The 17,657-nt window shown below is 36.5% G+C and carries 11 protein-coding genes; 9 read left to right on the top strand and 2 right to left on the bottom strand.

Annotated elements, in window-relative coordinates; translation table 11 throughout:
• Positions 1–185: 185 nt before the first annotated feature.
• Positions 186–785 carry a Uma2 family endonuclease gene (locus V7K56_RS24585; protein WP_334914492.1) on the bottom strand — a complete coding sequence of 200 codons (600 nt, stop codon included), beginning with the start codon at positions 783–785 and terminating at the stop codon, positions 186–188.
• Between the two features lie 148 nt (positions 786–933).
• On the opposite strand from V7K56_RS24585, the gene V7K56_RS24580 reads away from it, so the two are divergent.
• From V7K56_RS24580 to V7K56_RS24535, 9 genes are all read left to right on the top strand, one after another.
• Entirely contained in the window at positions 934–1,269 is a 336-nt protein-coding gene (locus tag V7K56_RS24580) for a GNAT family N-acetyltransferase (protein ID WP_334914491.1), read from the top strand.
• A 1,240-nt stretch (positions 1,270–2,509) separates the two neighbouring features.
• Positions 2,510–3,898 (top strand): AAA-like domain-containing protein, encoded by a 1,389-nt coding sequence (locus V7K56_RS24575; protein WP_334914489.1) that lies wholly within the window; start codon positions 2,510–2,512, stop codon positions 3,896–3,898.
• Positions 3,899–4,034: 136 nt separating this feature from the next.
• Complete coding sequence (locus V7K56_RS24570; protein WP_334914487.1) at positions 4,035–4,637, top strand: hypothetical protein; 603 nt, start codon at positions 4,035–4,037, stop codon at positions 4,635–4,637.
• Between the two features lie 581 nt (positions 4,638–5,218).
• Positions 5,219–7,486, top strand: a complete 2,268-nt coding sequence (locus V7K56_RS24565) for a TOMM precursor leader peptide-binding protein (protein WP_334914485.1) — start codon at positions 5,219–5,221, stop codon at positions 7,484–7,486.
• Positions 7,487–7,508: 22 nt separating this feature from the next.
• Positions 7,509–7,919: a nuclear transport factor 2 family protein gene (locus tag V7K56_RS24560; protein WP_334914483.1), complete on the top strand. Its 411-nt coding sequence runs from the start codon at positions 7,509–7,511 to the stop codon at positions 7,917–7,919.
• An 86-nt stretch (positions 7,920–8,005) separates the two neighbouring features.
• Positions 8,006–9,031, top strand: coding sequence for an amidohydrolase family protein (locus tag V7K56_RS24555; RefSeq protein ID WP_334914481.1), 1,026 nt, complete (start codon positions 8,006–8,008; stop codon positions 9,029–9,031).
• A gap of 382 nt (positions 9,032–9,413) precedes the next feature.
• Positions 9,414–14,867 carry a trifunctional serine/threonine-protein kinase/ATP-binding protein/sensor histidine kinase gene (locus V7K56_RS24550; protein WP_334914479.1) on the top strand — a complete coding sequence of 1,818 codons (5,454 nt, stop codon included), beginning with the start codon at positions 9,414–9,416 and terminating at the stop codon, positions 14,865–14,867.
• Positions 14,864–15,232: a response regulator gene (locus tag V7K56_RS24545; protein ID WP_334914477.1), complete on the top strand. Its 369-nt coding sequence runs from the start codon at positions 14,864–14,866 to the stop codon at positions 15,230–15,232. Before V7K56_RS24550 ends, V7K56_RS24545 begins: the two co-directional genes overlap by 4 nt.
• Positions 15,233–15,256: 24 nt before the next feature.
• Positions 15,257–17,437 (top strand): AAA-like domain-containing protein, encoded by a 2,181-nt coding sequence (locus V7K56_RS24535; protein ID WP_442940167.1) that lies wholly within the window; start codon positions 15,257–15,259, stop codon positions 17,435–17,437.
• 17 nt (positions 17,438–17,454) lie between these two features.
• Here the strand turns inward: V7K56_RS24535 and V7K56_RS24530 are convergent.
• A partial coding sequence (locus V7K56_RS24530; RefSeq protein ID WP_334914476.1) for a hypothetical protein occupies positions 17,455–17,657 on the bottom strand: 203 nt, incomplete at its 5' end.

Here is a 17,657-nt window from a genome sequence, read left to right as displayed (position 1 = left end):
TTTGAAGCGGCGTTGCTACGAACATATCTCTTTTCTTGCTGGCTATCTAAAAAGTATACAGTTATGGGGTGGCCAATATTTATATCCAACTTTTTAACCTTGTGGTAGTCATACACCATGATTATTTGTGCTTAAAGGCGATCACCAATTAGATTGAATCTACTATGTTCGCGCGATCGCATTTTCTATTTTCCTAGTAATTCTGGTCGGTTTGCGCTGTTAAACACCTGCTCTACTGTTAGCGCCCAATCAGCAATTACTACTGATTCCATACAAGTCGCACCTGTAAATACCTTATCTTCATACTGTCCCTCCAGCCACTGGCAAATCGTAATTTGTTGCATTTGTGCGTCAACAATCCAATACTCTAATATTTCCCTAGCGGCATACTCCGTCCGCTTGTAGCGATAATCACGAACGCGGTTCGCTGTTCCCGGAGAAACAATTTCAATCACTAGCGCAGGCGGCGGCATATCGCGGCTGAGGGTAGCACGAGGCGCACTAATAAGGGCAGCATAAGATTCTTCTGTATGAACCATTAAGTCAGGTAAACGACATCTCGCCCGTCGCCCCGCTACCTCAATTTCTGTATCCTTGTAAGCAACTAAATAAAAGGGGAAATGTTTTAGTATTTCAACGAATAGAAATCTTGCCAGATTGCTATTTTCCTGACTTTCTGGTGGCATCTCGACTAGTTCTCCATCCACCAACTCATAGCGCGTGTCTGTACCATCGTCATAGGTAAGATACTCCTCAAAGGTCAGCAGTTTTTGGATTTTCGTCATTTGCTTTGCCTTTTTACCTTACACAGATTACCACATACTCTTGCCAAGTTTCTCCACCACTGTTTCGCTACAAGGTCAAGATTACAGGATTTCCACTCTTCTCTAGTAAGTTTTTCCACGCTAGTTTTTATCTAAGATCGATGAGGCGGTGAGCGAAGATGTCGAACACCAGATAGATAATCGGTTGAAACAGCAGAATACTTATTTTTGGGTTGATAGCACTCCAGTTTTAGTTGCGTCTAGTAAACGAGTATTACCTACAATTGGTCGGATCAATTTAGCTTATACACCACCAGAGTATCGTCGCAAGGGATATGCCACTGCCTGTGTCGCAGCGTTAAGCCAAAAACTTCTAGACTGTGGATGTCGCCGTTGTTTCCTCATAGCAGATTTAGCCAATCCCACAGCCAATCATATTTATCAAGCCATTGGGTATCGCCCCCTAAGCGATTGGCACAAATACTCATTCACCTCCAAGCAGTAAACAGCCAGGAAGCGATCGCTTCCTGGCTTGGGAAATAAATCAAACCAGAAATATTGATTTTTTCATTAGCTCTTAATCTTGTTTTCTATTGAGTGTTTTCTAATTTCCTCTTCTCGTTTTTTGAGCTTTTTACCATTCCATTCTGTAATATTAAAAAATTCTAAAAATTTTGTAATCAGGACTTATGCAACTAGCACAGTGGGAGTTTATTAAAGTGCAGAATATTAAATAATATTTTATATGAGAATTATATGAGCTTTCAAAGGTATCACTAAAAACTTATATGAAGTTTCAAGCTATTAGATGAGATTTTATATGAGATTTTTATGAAATTAATTAACTTGGTAATGCTAAGATAAATAAGTGGAAGATTAATTAATATTTTCCACATCATAATAGAAATAATAGAAATACAGGACTCATATCTGATTTGTGAACAATATTTTAGATAAAATCCTGAAAAAAACGGGCTTTTCAGTTTCAGTATGTTTTTAGAAATCAAATCGGAGTTATATATATCTAATATGTTTACAAAAGGTTAAATTTAAATAATTATTTACAAATGTCTATGTCAAAACAACAGCTATCCTTATGTAGATAACTTTTTATAAACTATATTTTTTCAATTGCATTAACTAAAATTATCATTAATAAAGTCATTATAATATAATTATTTTATAAAAACCTTTAAAAGTATAATTATTTAAAATACTATGAAAAAATATATAACTTGCAAATAGTTTCATAGAGTGATAGAATTTGCCTTAAAAAGTAAATCATCCTTTTTAAATTCTAACTTTTGGGGTGGTTAAAGAATATGATTCAAACGAAGGGAGGTACAGCAATTTTAATGTAATAATCTGACTAAAGTTTAGTTCATTATCTCAAGCAATATCAAGAACAAAAATTAGCGATAGAATTAACGCGATGTGCAACTTTCTCTAAATTCTTGTGAAATAGGCATTTTGTCTATCCTTTCCGGGGCTGCAAGATACCCCGCTCCGAAGTTCTGAGTGCTGGCTTCCAACGTTCAAACTTCTCTCTACCTCATAATGAATCAAGGTTTAACAAAATTAAGTTGCACACTGCATTAATTAATAAAATTACATAATAATCAGCAAAAGTATTACTGGAGAGTAATTTTAAGATGCATATAGGATATGAAGCTTATCCTATATGCATCCTAGCCTTTCTTGTAATTACATAAATTATTGTGCAGAACAGCAGAGAGTATAAGTGCATGGATTCTATAGAACTCGAACCTCTAGTTGAAATTGTTAATCGCAAGCTACTTGAAAAGCAAATTCGCCCTCTCAATTACACAGAAATTCTGATTATGCAAGGTATTTGGCAATATCAAACATATCACCAAATTGCTCAAGAGAGGGGCTATAGTGCTGGCTACTTTACTAACGTTGTTGCTCCACAATTGTGCCAACGACTCACCGAACTCGTAGGTAGTCGTGTTACCAAAAAAAATTGCCGGGTGTTACTAGAGTCTTATCTTGATGCTACCTGTGCAGCTTCAAAAACAACGATGCTAAAGCAACATTCTGTGGACTCATTCCCTGATATCGACCAAAAAGCGTCACCTAGCTACCCCAGTGGTCCAGTTCCGCTTGGTTCCTCTTTTTACATTGAAAATTCTACCCTTTCTACACGAGTTTATGAAGAAATTTCTAAACCAGGAGCCTTAGTACGGATTAAAGCTCCCAAGGAAATGGGTAAAACCTCAATGTTGTTGAGGATTTTAAACTATGCTGACTGCCAAGGCTACCGCACTGTAAGTCTTAATTTAGAACAGATTGACAGTTCAATTTTAAATGATTTAAATCGATTTTTGCGCTGGCTATGTGCTAATGTGAGTCGCCAACTACAAATTGAACCAAGATTAGACGAGTATTGGGATGAAGATATCGGCAGCAAAGTCAGCTGTTCATTATATTTCCGAAAGCATTTACTAGAGCAAATCAACTCTCCTGTAGTCTTGGTTTTAGACGATGTGAACCAGATTTTTGAACATCCACAAGTGGCAAAAGATTTTCTACCGATGTTGCGTTCGTGGTATGAAGAAGCCAAAAGACTGCTCATCTGGCAGAAGCTGCGCCTGGTTGTGGTTCACTCGACAGAAATTTATGTTCCTTTGCAGCTAAACCAGTCTCCTTTTAATGTTGGGCTACCAATTCAGTTAAACAATTTTAGTTTTGAGCAGGTACAGCAGCTAGCTCAATGCTATGGACTCGACTGGAACGATGGAGAAGAAGCTAGACAACTAATAGATATGGTAGGAGGACATCCAGCATTAATACACACAGCAATATATCATCTAAGCCGTAAGGAAATGACTTTGAAGCAAATACTAAAAACAGCCCCCAGATATACGGGAATTTATTCCTATCATCTACAACGTCATTGGGCAAATTTACAACAACAACCGGAACTAGAAGTTGCTCTTTATAAAGTTATGAGTTCTACTGAACCAGTGCAATTAGAACCAATCATTGCTTACAATTTAAGCAGTATGGGGCTAATTAAGTTAGATGGCAGCCAAGCAACACCGAGTTGTCAACTGTATCAACAGTATTTTAAGAATCATTTATCAAATGAAGAGTGTGTTGCAATTTTGTAGTAAAATTCGGAATGAAAACTTGTAAATGAAAATATCATATTCTTGAATTAAACTTTTATTAAATTAATAATATATATAAAATTTTTGTTCAAGAATAAAGAAGCTTTCAATCTATGAAAATAAGGAGACAAATCAAATGCCATTAGTACCAAAACAAATACCTAGTGAAAAGTTAGCTGAACATCTCAAACAGAAGCTATCCGGAAGTGCAAATCAGCCTTTTTCGGAAAACTTTTTGCTATTAACTTGCCTATTATCTTATTTAATGACCTTAGTTTTGCTTAGTCAATGGGGCGAAGAAAAGTTTAAAGAAATCGCTGCAAAAACTGGCGATTGCTTCGAGGAGTGGGAGTATTCTTTAGTACAAACATTTAAACACGAAGTTCAGAAAGGAACAGAGTATAAAGAGATATTTCAAATGTTAGATGAACAGATTAAACAACAGGGCGAAAAACTGCCCAAGTTTACAGATTTATTTAGCGGCTCAAATGAGATATTTGAAATAGATCTGCTCTTTGATATCGATGGACTTTCTGTAGAGCCTACTCATTTAAGGAGCATGGACTTAACATTCCACTTAAAAGTTCCTTATCCTGTACGCACCTATATAGATCCAAATAATCATGAAGAGATTGATGGTCTTGTGAAATGGATCAATACTCTTAAGGAATGGTTAGTAAACCCCACGAGTAAATTACCTCGCCCTGAGAGTAACTATATACCTTCTTATACTTCCTAAAGAATATCTTTAGCCTAGAAGAAAATAGTCAATTGCTTTCTATTATTTCGCCTTTTTCAGATATTGCACCTTACCCTGAGTATGTCTTGAACTTCAGTTAGGGCTTCATAGCCAAAGTCCGTTTGAACGGACTCAAATGTGTATTTAGTAAGTTAAAACTTAGTTGAGATTTGAGCCAATCAATTTATTGGCGGACAAAAAACTAGGTACAATATCTAGGTTTTTTGATTAGGGCGGGCGATACACTATAATGTCGCCCCCATTTGCATCATTAAAAGGTGTGCATTAAATACAGCAGATTGCAACTAACTTGGTGAGGTGCAGATAATTGTAAGGGTGTTCGCTCTTAGCGTTCCCGCAGGGTAGGGCCGTTTGCTCCTACCCATGTACTTCATTTACCTGAAAAACCCTGTATAAACTAAAATATCTAATTATTTAAAGATATGAAGGCAGTAAATAAAAATATACTAAACAAAATACTAAATAAGCCAAGGTTCCATAAGCCTAAGTTTAGTCCTCGTTTTAATGTTCAAACTCTAGAATTAGAAGGCGTATTTCTTGTATCGGAAAAAGATTCTCTTTTGCTTAGTGATAGTTTCACATTTAATACCTCCAATTTTCTCACATTTTTATTAAAAAACCTCGAAATTCCTCAAGAAAATCTGTATCAAAAGCTAACTAATTTAATTGATGGTAATCACACCGTTGACGAAATTGTTGATGAAATAGTTCCACAAATTCTAGCGAAAGAAGTAAATAATTGGGATATCATTTCTGCTTATGCTAAGGTTTACCATGCTTTAATGCAGATGGAACAAAAGGGTTATATTGTTGAAAACGATAATCATTTGACCTCTAACTTAGCAATTTTTTGCGAATATCTGAATATCGATCCAAAAGAAGCACAAATTCGTTTGCAAACCACTCAAGTAGCAGTGAAATCTTTTGGTTCTAATCTTCCTACTGCCCAATTTAAAACTATTTTAGAATCACTGAACATCAAAGTGTCAGATCAAGGAGATATAGAAGTAGTTTTAACGGATGACTATCTCCAAGACGGTTTAGAGTCTTACAATCAGGAAGCCTTGCATCTGTCACGCCACTGGATGCTTGTCAAACCTGTAGGAACAGTTGTGTGGATAGGACCTATATTTCATCCCGCAAAAACAGGGTGTTGGAAATGCTTAGCTCAACGTTTACGAAACAATAGACCTATTGAAAAATTTATCCAAAAATATCAAGGTATTTCAACACCGATAATTCCTCCGCTTTATTCGCTTCATAGCTGGCAAACTATCTTAGGGATGGTAGCAACAGAAGTTCTTAAATGGATTTTATTAGGAGAAAATAAACGACTAGAAAGTTGTTTAGTTACTTATGATACCTTTTCTTTAGAAATACAAAACCACATGCTAGTTAAGCGTCCCCAGTGTCCTAGTTGTGGAAAAATATTATCTGGTTTTGGTATAAATCCTCAACCAATTATTTTAAAAAATCAAAAGAAAACCTTTACAACCGATGGTGGACACCGTTGTTGTTCACCTTCAGAAACACTAAATAAATATCAACATCATATTAGTCCTATTACAGGAGTTATCAGAGAACTTAGAAAAATAGATCAAGGAGCGAATAGTTTAACCCATACTTATATAGCTAAACATCACTTCGCGACAATGTTTGACAATCTGGATTCCTTACGCTTAAATCTTTCTGGTAGAAGTGCAGGAAAAGGAAAAACTGACCAACAAGCTCAAGCAAGTGGTTTTTGCGAAGCTATTGAGCGATATTCCAGTGTTTTTCAAGGGGATGAAATATGGGAAATAGGTAACTACCAACAAATGGGAGATAAAGCTATTCATCCTAATGCTTGTATGAATTTTAGTCAAGAACAATACCAAAACCGCGTCTCATGGAATGCTAGCCGTTCTGGTTGGTTTCAAAAAGTTCCAGAACCTTTTGATGAGGAAAGAGAAATTAAGTGGACACCTGTTTGGTCTTTAACCCATAAAGAATTTAAATATTTACCAACTGCTTATTGCTATCATGGCTATCCCGAACTCATCAAGCCTGATTGTTGGGCTGATACCAATGGCTGTGCTGCTGGTAACACAATAGAAGAAGCAATTTTGCAAGGTTTTATGGAGTTAGTGGAGCGGGATTGTGTAGCCTTATGGTGGTATAACCGTATCCAAAGACCGAGTGTCGATTTGGATAGTTTTGATGAACCGTATTTTCAAGCATTAAAGAATTATTACCAAACAATTCCTCGCGAACTTTGGGTTTTGGATATAACTAGCGATCTGAATATTCCTGCTTTCGTTGCTATTTCTAGAAGAACAGATAGAGAGACCGAGGACATCGTTTTGGGCTTTGGTGCCCATTTTGACGCGAAACTTGCTATTGGGAGAGCATTAACTGAGGTACATCAGATTCTTCCTAACGTCTTATTCGATGATGCTAATGCCACTACTCAGTATCCTGCGTTTTCAGATCAGCTAGCCATAGATTGGTGGAAAACTGCTAAGTTGCAAAACCAGTCTTATTTAGCTCCTAATGAAAGCGTCTCGTCAAAAGTGTGTGCTGATTATCCGCAAATTTGGAACGAAGACTTATTAGAAGATATCAAGACCTGCCAGCGAATTGTCGAGAAACATGGTATGGAAATGCTAGTTTTGGATCAAACTCGTCCTGATATCGGACTCAAGGTGGTCAAGGTGATCGTTCCAGGATTGCGCCACTGGTGGAAACGTTTAGGTTCAGGACGACTTTATGAGGTTCCAGTGAAATTGGGTTTTTTGGAAGAGCCGCTCAAGGAAAATCAACTCAACCCCTTTCCAATGTGGATGTAATAGTAACTTAGATATCAAGGCTATGTCAGCAAACAATAAACAGCTTATTAAAAATTGGATCGAAAAAAAGTTGCAAGGTCAAGGAAATCCTTTAGAAGACTTAGATCAGCAGGTAGTATTTTTTATTCCTGGTGCAAGTGCTAATCCTCTTTTTGGTAAGTTTGTAGGTATTGAGGAAGTTAAGAGATTTTTTCAGTTGTTACAAGCAAAACTATTGCAAAAAAAAGTAACTCAAAGTTTTTTGGTAAAAGATTACATTGCTGATAAAAAACAAGTAGTAGTCTTGCTAGAAGAAACTTTCATCCCAGAAAAAGAGCCATCCAATGTTTCTTTTAATCATACTGCCTGGGTTTTTAAATTGAATGATGAGCAAAAAATTGTTGATCTCTATTGCTACGATAATACTTTAGTTACATCCAAAGTTTTGGAATAAGTGATCGCACATTATCTAAATTAGATGCCATGCTTAACGGTTATAAAATCATAGATGCAGATTCACATGTGTATGAGCCAAACTACATGTGGGAAAAGTATCTTGAACCTGCATTTAAAAGCTTTGCACTGTCGCTAGACTATAAAATTCAGGGCGAAGAAATTTATCTAAAAATCTCTGATCGCGTTCGCAACGAAGGAGCTAAACGAGTCACACAAACTCACCCCATATCCGTGCTTACTGGCTTCAATTCTGAGTCTCATGTCCAAGCAATGAAGCAAATGGGGGTTGATATTTCTTTTGTCTATCCAACTATCGGATTGTGGCTATTCGCCATTGATACAATGACACCGCAACTTGTTGGGGCATTCACCCGCGCTTATAACAATTGGTTAAAAGATTTTTGTAGCTATGATCCAGAAATTCTTAGAGGAGTGGGAGCCATTAATCTTCACGCTCCCGAAGAGATGGTGCCAGAACTGCTACGGATAGTGGATTTTGGTTGGAAAAGTGTCTTTTTGCGCCCTAACCCAGTTAAGGGACGATTACTCAGTGACCCTGCCTATGAGCCATTTTGGACAAAGTGTGAAGAACTAGGGATAGCAGTCGGTCTGCATGAAGGTACCCACAGTCGCTTGCCAACCACGGGAGCAGACCGATTTAATACCCGTTTTGCTATGCACGCCTGTTCTCATCCGATGGAGCAAATGATGGCACTATTAACACTGATTGAAGGAGGAGTCTTAGAGCGACATTCTCAGTTGAAGGTGGGTTTTCTGGAGTCGGGTTGTGGCTGGTTACCTTACTGGCTGTGGCGGCTTGATGAAGAATACGAAAACCTATATTGGGAGATTAAACACAACGTCAAAATGAAGCCTTCAGAGTACTTCCGTCGCCAGTGTTTTATCTCAATAGAGCCTTCTGAGCCTTATATTGCTGAAATTATTCAGTATATTGGCTCCGATAACTTGATCTTTGGTTCTGACTACCCCCACATGGATCACAACGTAGACGTTGTCGAGAAAGCGACGGCACTTCAAGAGCAGCTATCTATGAAAACTGTGCAAAAAATTCTTTGGGATAACCCTGCTCGCTTCTACGGGCTGGAGTAAAACGCCATAATCACCCGTCCTGATTAAGGAAATTATAATTAATACAGACAGACACTTGATCCCAAACGTATATGTAGGAGCTTGTCACGAAACAACCTTCCTTCTTTTTAGTTAGAAATGCTTTCTCAGTAAGCTTTTTAGGTGGCAAATTGTAAAAGTTGTTTCTTGACAGGCTCTAGAGAAGCTATTAGGCATTTAACTTGTACATTTACCTGATGACTGATAACCGTCAACCGTCAACCGTCACATGTTGTTTTACTATTTGATTTTTGAATAAAACTCAGTACACATCTGTTCCTTGCCCACGTAAGTAAATTCAGGAATCAAAGCAGACTGCTATAAGTCTATTGGCATCGTTATCTTTTTTCAGTAAAACCCAATTATGGACACTATTACTGGCTACCAAATTACAGCAAAAATCTATGAAAGTGATAACTCATTAGTCTACCGAGCTATCCTTAACCATAATCATCAACCCGTTATCCTCAAAATTCTTAAAGAAAATTATCCAACTCCTTCAGAACTTATTAGATATAAACAAGAATATGAAATCACTTGCTATTTGAACCTAGATGGAGTTATCAAAGCGTATGACTTGCAAAGACATCAAAATAGCCTAGTCATGTTTTTAGAGGATTTTGGTGGTGAATCCTTAAATATATTAATGGCAGAACGAAAGTTTACTTTAGAAGAATTTCTGATCATTGCCATCAAGATTACCGCAAGTTTAGATGTTATTCACGCTGCCAATGTCATCCACAAGGACATTAACCCATCTAATATCGTCTTTAACCCCAAAACTGGGGAACTCAAAATCATCGACTTTGGCATTTCCACTATCTTATTGTCTGAAAAACCGACGATTTATAATCTCGATCATTTAGAAGGAACTTTAGCCTATATCTCGCCAGAGCAAACCGGCAGAATGAACCGGACGATAGATTACCGGACTGACTTTTATTCGCTAGGTGTCACCTTTTACAAAATGCTCACTCATCAATTTCCTTTTGAAACTACTGATGCTATGGAGTTACTACATTGCCATATTGCTAAACAACCTGTACCTCCTGAGCAAATAATAGATGAGATCCCCAAAACTGTTTCCAGCATTGTAATGAAGTTGTTAGCGAAAACGGCAGAGGAGCGGTATCAAAGTGCTTGGGGACTAAAAGCAGATTTGGAAACATGCTTGAACCAATTACAGGCTACTGGTCAAATTTCAAACTTACCTCTTGCTCATCAAGATATTTCTGATAAATTTCAAATTCCCCAAAAACTTTATGGTCGAGAGGAACAAGTAAACCAACTATTGGCTACTTTTGAGCGAGTCAGCCTTGGTTCAACCGAGATGATGCTCGTTGTTGGTTACTCAGGCATCGGCAAATCAACCTTAGTCAATGAAATTTATAAGCCGATTATGCGACAGCGAGGATACTTTATCTTAGGCAAGTTTGACCAGTTTAAGCGAGATATTCCTTATGCTTCTTTGATTCAAGCATTCCAAGAATTGATTAGGCAGTTGCTGACAGAAAGTGAAGTACAGCTCCAAGTATGGAAACAAAAGCTTTTAGATGCTCTTGGTAATAATGGTCAAGTCATCATAGATGTGATTCCCGAGGTAAAACTAATTATTGGTGAACAACCACCAGTGCTAAAACTAGGACAAACTGAATCTCAAAATCGTTTTAACTTAGTATTTCAAAAATTTGTTGATGTTTTTACGAAAAAAGAACACCCCTTAGCTATCTTTCTAGACGATTTACAGTGGGCAGATTTACCGTCTTTGAAGTTAATTGAACTACTGGTCACCAATATTGATAGCCAATACTTATTAATGCTAGGGGCATATCGAGATAATGAAGTCAATGCTACTCATCCTTTAATACTTCACCTAGAGGAAATTCGAAAGGTGGGCAGTAAAGTACAATATATTACCCTTAAGCCTTTAAGTATTAACCATGTCAACCAATTAATTGCTGATACCCTGAAATGCTCAACAGAAGTCTCAAAGTCATTAGCAGATTTAGTATTTAATCAAACCAACGGTAATCCTTTTTTCGTAAACCAATTACTTCATAGTTTGTATCAACAAAATTTATTATTTTTTGACCGTAACATTGGTGTTTGGAAATGGGAAATAAAACACATTAAAGCTGTTGAAATAACCGATAATGTGGTTGAACTAATGTTAAATAAAATTCAAAGATTAGATAAAAGTTCGCAGAATATTTTAAAATTAGCTGCTTGTATAGGAAACCAATTTAATTTAGAAGTTCTTTCTGTTGTCAATGGTAAATCTCTTTCTGATACAGCAACCGCTCTTTTTCCAGCGCTTCAAGAAGGTTTAATTTTGCCTCTAAGTAATGATTATAAAATTTCTTTACTCTATAATGAAGACACTAATTTAATTTGTAACTCAAAAATATTTGTTTCTTTTATTGATAGTTATCTATCTTCCATACCTTATAAATTCTTGCATGACCGAGTTCAGCAAGCAGCTTATGCTTTAATTCCAGAAGCTCATAAAAAAGAAGTTCACTTAAAAATTGGTCAACAGTTACTGAATAATACTCATCAAGACGATATAGAAGAAAATATTTTTGAGATTGTAAACCACTATAATATAGGTGCAGAACTGATTAATCATCAGTCAGAAAGAAATAATCTCGCTCAATTAAATCTATTAGCAGGTAGACGAGCAAAAGCTTCAACTGCTTATGAATCTGCCCTAAAATACTTAGAGGCAGGATTAGAACTATTAACATCGCATAGTTGGGAAAACCAATACGACTTGACATTATCTCTTTATTTAGAAACGGTAGAAGCGCAATACTTAAATACCCAATTTCAAAGAGCTGAAAAGCTTTCCCTTATTGTTATAAAAGAAGCAAAAACACTTCTTGATACAGTGAAAATCTATGAAATAAAAATTCAGTCTTACTATGCTACACTTTCTCTACAAAAAGCAATAGATACCGCATGTGAAATTCTTACAAAAATTGGAGTTTTCTTGCCGCAAAAACCAAGTAAGTGGGCAATTAAGAAGGAACAAAAAGCCATAGAGCTACTGTTAAAAGACAAAGAAATAGAAGATTTAATTAATTTACCAGAAATGACAGATCCTTACAAACTTGCGGCTGTAAGGATATTATTGATAGTCACTTCTGCTGCAATAATTACGAATTCTTTATTATATCCTTTAGTTACGTTAACTACTGTAAATCTTTGTATAAAATATGGAAATCCGCCCCAAGCAGCTGGTGTATATGTTTTTTACGGTCAGCTTTTGTGCGGCTTCATGAAAGACATTAATTCTGGCTATCAGTTTGGGCAATTATCTTTGAAACTGTTAGAGAAATCCAATGTTAGAGAAATTCAATCTTTAGTAATACATTATTATAATGGATTTATCCGACACTGGAAGGAGCCAGTCAAAGCAATAAAATTAAAACAAATGCAGGAAGGAATTCACATTGGGATAGAAACAGGAGCTTTTGAGAATGCTTGTTATAATGCTATAGACTATTGCCTATTTTCTATTTTTGCTAAATCTAATCTAGAAGAATTTGAACAAAAATATATAGAATATACAAAATTAACTGTTGAATTAAAACAAGATTATTCAGTTTTTTACATCAAAGCTGTTATCCAAATTGCATTTAATTTAATTGATAAATCTAAAAATGAATACTACTTAATTAGTGGTAACTCTCTAGAAGAAGAAAATTTATTATTAAAAGAATGGATCAAGAATAATACTCAGTGGTTATTAAATATTACATATTTAGGTAAAATAATCGTATCTTATTTTTTCAAAAACTATGTTAAGGCTGTTGAAGCGGCTATAGAATGTGATAAGTACGCAGAAAGTTGTGCTGCATATTTAGTGTCAGTTCAACACAATTTTTACTTTTCTCTTTCTCTTCTAGCTCTAAATAATTGTGACAAAAATCAGCAAAAGCAGTTGTTGAGAAAAGTTTCTTTAAATCAGAAAATAATGAAAAAATGGGCATTCCACTGTCCAGCAAATTTTTTACATAAATATGAGCTAGTGGAAGCTGAGAAAGCGCGATTAATGGGCAAAAATCTCAGAGCGATGGAATACTACGAGCGCGCGATTCGAGGAGCGAAAGAACAAAAATTCCTACAAGAAGAAGCCCTAGCCTATGAACGAGCAGCAGAATTTTATCTCTCTATTGGTAAAGAGGAAATTGGTTATTTCTACCTCAACAATGCATACTTTTGTTATACTTGCTGGGGAGCGAAAGCCAAAGTTAAAGATTTAGAATCTGAATATCCGCAATTGCTAGTAGGAGCAGTAAACCGAACCGAGATTCAGAAGATCAGTACTACTACCTCTACTACTGGTAGTGATATGAAAGTGCTGGAACTGACAACAGTTATCAAAGCATCGCAAGCTCTAGCTCATGAAATCATTCTAGACAAGCTGTTAAAAAAGTTGATGAAAATAGTAATTGAGAATGCAGGTGCTCAAAAAGGCTACCTGATTCTCGATAAGGAGAGTAAATGGGTAATTGAAGCCGAAGGGTCAATTGATTCCGATCAGGTTACAATACTACAATCAATTCCAGTAGACTCTGTAGATGCTGTTCATCAAGTACCCTTGTTGTCAACAGCGATCGTAAATTATGTTGCCCGCACTCAGAAAAATGTAGTTTTAAATAATGCTATCGATGAGCAAGAGTTTACTTATGACCCTTATATTATTGCTACTCAACCCAAATCTATTCTTTGCACTCCTCTGCTTCATCAAGGTAAGCTAACTGGTATTTTATATTTAAAAAATAATTTAACAACGGGTGCTTTTACTCCCGAACGAGTCGAAATATTAAAAATCCTTTCTGCCCAAGCTGCTATTTCCATTGAAAATTCTCGTCTCTACGAGCAATTAGAGGATTCTAATCGAACTCTAGAACACAAAGTCAAAGCAAGAACCCAAGAATTAGAGGAGAAAAATAAAGAGTTGGACACCACCCTGCAAAAGCTGAAATCCACGCAAACCCAGATGCTCGCGCAAGAAAAACTGGCTTCTATGGGAGCTTTAGCAGCAGGCATTGCTCATGAGATTAAAAATCCCCTAAACTTTGTTAACAACTTTGCTGAACTTTCTGTTGAACTAGCCCAAGAACTATTTGAAGAAATAGAAAATCAAAAAGAACAATTATACCCAGCAACAAAAGAATATATTGAAGATATTTTAGAAAATCTCAGCCAAAACGCTAAAAAAATTAATGAGCATGGCAAAAGGGCAGACAATATTGTACGTGGAATGCTTATGCTCTCTCGAGGGCAATCTGGTCAACGAAACTTGACAGATATCCACACTTTGCTAGAAGAATCTATTAATTTGGTTTATCATGGAATGCGTGCCAAGCAGCCTTCCTTTGAAATTGCTATAGTGAAAAATTACGATGATTACCTCGCCAAAGTAAATGTCGTGCCGCAAGATATTAGCCGGGCTTTTATAAATATAATTAATAATGCTTGTTATGCATTAACTGAGAAGACAAAAGAAGTAGATGAGGGATTTTTACCTATGCTTTCTATCAGCACTAAGGATTTAGGTAAGCAACTAGAAATAAGTATTCGAGATAATGGCAAAGGCATTCCACAGGGTGTCATAGATAGAATTTTTGATCCTTTTTTTACTACTAAAGTAACTGGAGAAGGAACAGGTTTGGGTTTATCTATTAGTCACGATATTATTGTTCATGAACATCAAGGCGAGATTAAAATAAAAACTGAAGAAAATAATTATACAGAGTTTATTCTAAGTTTACCCAAAAGTATTCCTGAAAACGATATTCAAAAATGATAATAATAGTTGTAGATGACGAGCAAGATTGTCAGTTGTTATTTAAGCAACAATTTAGGAGAGAGATTAAAAATAATCAAGTTCAATTATATTTTGCATTCTCAGCAGAAGAAGCATTACATTACTTACAAGATCAGTTAACTGATTATATACCTATAATTTTGGCAGATATCAATATGCCAGGGATGAATGGGTTAGAAATGCTCAAAATTATTAAAGCAACCTTTCCTAATTTAAAAGTACTTATGATTACTGCTTATGATGACGAAAATAACTATCTAACTGCCGTCAAATATGGAGCTGATGCCTATATTACAAAGCCAATTGAATTTAATAAATTGAAGGAAACAATTTTGAATTTATAAATAATTATCACTGAGAAACTGACGATGTTAGCTAAAATACTGGTTGTGGATGATGAACCTGACTTAGAGCATCTCATCCGACAGAAATTTAGAAAACAAATACGGCAACAGCAATTTCAATTTGTTTTTGTTCATAATGGTTTTGAGGCACTAGAAAAGTTGCAGGCTGAACCGGATATAGATATAGTATTAACCGATATTTCTATGCCGGAAATGGATGGGCTGACTTTGCTCACTAAACTCAATGAGCTATATCCCACTATTAAAGCAGTAATTATTTCTGCCTATAGCGATATTGAAAATATTAGAACGGCGATGAATCGTGGTGCTTTTGACTTTCTAACTAAGCCGCTCGATCTGCAAGATTTAGAAATTACTACTAACAAAACTCTGCAACATGTGCAGCAGATGAATGCGGCTTGGGAACAGGAACGCCTAGCACAGCAAAAGCAAGTAGAATTATTGATTCATCTGCAACAAGAAATCGCTATGCGCCAGCAGATAGAAGAAGCGTTGCGTGAAAGCGAGAGCAGGCTTGCTCAATTTTTGGAAGCTGTACCAGTAGGGGTATTTGTTATTGATGCCAATGGTAAATCTTACTACGCTAATCAAAATGCGCAACAGATACTTGGCAAGGGAATCGTAATAAAAGCCACTGCCAATCAACTAAACGAAATTTATCAAGCTTATTTGGCAGGGACAGGACAGTTGTACCCCACTGAGCAGCAGCCCATTGTGCGAGCGTTAAGTGGTGAAAGCGTCTCTGTCGATGATATTGAAATTCGCCAAGCAGCCAAGATTATTCCCTTAGAAGTATCAGCTACACCGATTTTTGATGACAAAGGTCAAATTATTTATGCCATAGCTGCTTTTCAAGATATTAGTCAACGTAGAAAGGCAGAAGTTGAACGCATTCAGTTTACACAGGAATTAACACTTAAAAATGTTGACTTACAGCAGGCAAAAGATGCATTAGCTGAATCCAACCGCACCCTAGAACAAAAAGTTGAAGAACGCACTCAAGAACTAACACAAACGTTAGAAATTCTGAAAGCTACTCAAAATAAACTAATATTTGAAAATGCCTTGCTTAGGAATGCAGAACAAGTTTCAACCTATGATTATCAAGTTGGTGGTAGTTTACCAATGGATGCTCCCACGTATGTGGTGCGTTCCGCAGACCGTTATCTTTATAAAACATTGAAGATTGGGGATTTTTGTTACATTCTGAATGCGCGGCAAATGGGCAAGTCAAGCCTTATGGTGCGTATGATGCATCATCTTCAGCAAGAAGGTTTCAGCTGTGCAGCCATTGACATGACTCGCCTTGGCAGTGAAAACATCACTCCTATTCAGTGGTACAAAGGATTAGCAGTCGAGTTGTGGCAAAGCTTTAATCTACTAGAAACAGTGAATCTTAAAGTCTGGTGGAATGAGCAAAAAGATTTATCGCCAATCCAGTGCTTGAGTCGGTTTATAGAAGATATTATCTTAAATTATGTCAAAACTAACAAAATTTTTATCTTTCTAGACGAAATTGATAGCACTTTGGGGTTAAATTTTCCCGTTAATGATTTTTTTACTTTAATTCGCTTTTGTTATAACCAACGCAGTATTAATCCAGACTATCGGCGTTTAACTTTTGCTCTCTTTGGTGTTGTTACACCTTCTGATTTAATAAGTGACTACAAAAGAACACCTTTTAATATTGGTCAAGCAATTCATTTGGAAGGTTTTAAAGAACATGAAGCCCAACCTTTACTTCAAGGATTAGCAGATAAAGTTAGCAATCCTCAAGTAGTACTGAAAGAAATGTTAGCTTGGACGAGTGGTCAGCCTTTTCTCACTCAAAAGCTTTGTCAGATCATCCGTAATTCTTTATTCTCTGTTCCTGCTGGTTGTGAAGCAGAGAGAATTAAGAACTTAGTGCAAACCCAGCTGATTGAAAACTGGGAATCTCAAGATCAGCCAGAGCATTTGAGAACAATTCGCGATCGCATCCTTAAAAGTGAATGTAGGCCTGTAGAGCTACTTAAACTCTATCAAAGAATTTGGCATCAAAAAGAAGTCGTCTCAGTTGATAGTCTAGAAGAAAAAGAATTGCTCTTATCAGGGCTGGTGGTCAAGCAACAAGGTTCTCTAAAAGTTCATAACCGTATTTATGAATTGGTATTTGACAGTAGTTGGATTAATCTACATATCTGAACCTGAATTTTTGTCACTTAAAGGAGAAAGTGTCCAGAAAATGGGGTCTTGGCAACTTTTGGTGATCTAGGTTGGGGGAAGGCAGAGGGCAGATGGCAGAAGCTAGAAGGAAGAAAGATATAATTGAGATACTTCAGTGCGACCCGAAAGTCGCTCGCGAGAGTGGAACCCTCAAAAAGTTCCCAGGTTAGTATCCAAACCTGTACCCACCCGAAGGGGC

Origin of the sequence: Nostoc sp. (genome assembly GCF_036917535.1) — a bacterium.
In the GTDB taxonomy this organism is placed as follows: domain Bacteria; phylum Cyanobacteriota; class Cyanobacteriia; order Cyanobacteriales; family Nostocaceae; genus Nostoc.
This window is presented reverse-complemented; position numbering and strand designations above follow the sequence as displayed.

Bases quoted from the DNA above. Each gene is read 5' to 3' on its own strand.
- V7K56_RS24535 (WP_442940167.1), top strand. From the start codon at position 15,257: ATGTTAGCTAAAATACTGGTTGTGGATGATGAACCTGACTTAGAGCAT.
- V7K56_RS24570 (WP_334914487.1), top strand. From the start codon at position 4,035: ATGCCATTAGTACCAAAACAAATACCTAGTGAAAAGTTAGCTGAACAT.
- V7K56_RS24545 (WP_334914477.1), top strand. From the start codon at position 14,864: ATGATAATAATAGTTGTAGATGACGAGCAAGATTGTCAGTTGTTATTT.
- V7K56_RS24560 (WP_334914483.1), top strand. From the start codon at position 7,509: ATGTCAGCAAACAATAAACAGCTTATTAAAAATTGGATCGAAAAAAAG.
- V7K56_RS24550 (WP_334914479.1), top strand. From the start codon at position 9,414: ATGGACACTATTACTGGCTACCAAATTACAGCAAAAATCTATGAAAGT.
- V7K56_RS24555 (WP_334914481.1), top strand. From the start codon at position 8,006: ATGTGGGAAAAGTATCTTGAACCTGCATTTAAAAGCTTTGCACTGTCG.
- V7K56_RS24585 (WP_334914492.1), bottom strand. From the start codon at position 785: ATGACGAAAATCCAAAAACTGCTGACCTTTGAGGAGTATCTTACCTAT.
- V7K56_RS24575 (WP_334914489.1), top strand. From the start codon at position 2,510: ATGGATTCTATAGAACTCGAACCTCTAGTTGAAATTGTTAATCGCAAG.